Origin of the sequence: Acinetobacter stercoris (genome assembly GCF_900323515.1) — a bacterium.
Taxonomy (GTDB): Bacteria; Pseudomonadota; Gammaproteobacteria; order Pseudomonadales; family Moraxellaceae; genus Acinetobacter; species Acinetobacter stercoris.
In genome coordinates this window covers 1-609 of record NZ_OOGT01000465.1, presented here as the reverse complement: position 1 = coordinate 609, position 609 = coordinate 1, and the positions used below count along the sequence as shown (strand labels likewise).

The following is a 609-nucleotide window of genomic DNA, read 5'->3' as shown; positions in this document are numbered from 1 at the left end:
GTTAATAAAACAGAGAGGAATAATAGTAACAATCTAATTTTCATTTATATGCTCCCTAATTGCCTCATATATATCATTCACCATTATATTATGATTTTCCATTAATGTTTTAACATTATGAGGTGTAGTCATAAATCCAAACTCAATTAGAACTTTATACATAGCATTATTCTTCAAAACACCTAAATCCGATCTTTTCGCTNNTTGAGCCTTAATCTGGGTATANTTTTTTACTATTTTATCTGCTAATTTTTCTGCTATCATACATAGCGTATAACTCTGTTACCACATTTAACAAAGATACAATTTATCTGTCAGTCTATATCATTTTTTTTAATCCACCCTAACACCTTATTTTTATANTCAACTTCTATCCACTTNTTTTCTTGCTGTTTTCTTATAATCACCTTATCACCTTTTATAAGATAGCTTTTTGTCTTAGATTTCANATTAGGTTCCTTTGATATAAAAACTTTTGGTTTGTTTATCACATGATATTTATTAGAAGAANCTTCTTCTTTAGATAAGACTGCGANAGTTGGAATAGNATATTCACCATTTTTAGGAANTTTTAGTACTTTCCATAATAGTTTTTTTTCATTAGATAAG

Annotated in this window: 2 protein-coding genes; both read right to left on the bottom strand. The window is 27.0% G+C overall.

The features are described from left to right. Positions 1-33: 33 nt before the first annotated feature. The gene (locus tag KPC_RS20935; protein ID WP_121976045.1) at positions 34-264 is read right to left on the bottom strand and encodes an N-acetylmuramoyl-L-alanine amidase; all 231 of its coding nucleotides are present in this window, start codon (positions 262-264) and stop codon (positions 34-36) included. A gap of 50 nt (positions 265-314) precedes the next feature. Then, positions 315-491 carry an SH3 domain-containing protein gene (locus KPC_RS21000; protein ID WP_456049189.1) on the bottom strand — a complete coding sequence of 59 codons (177 nt, stop codon included), beginning with the start codon at positions 489-491 and terminating at the stop codon, positions 315-317. Positions 492-609 lie beyond the last annotated feature (118 nt).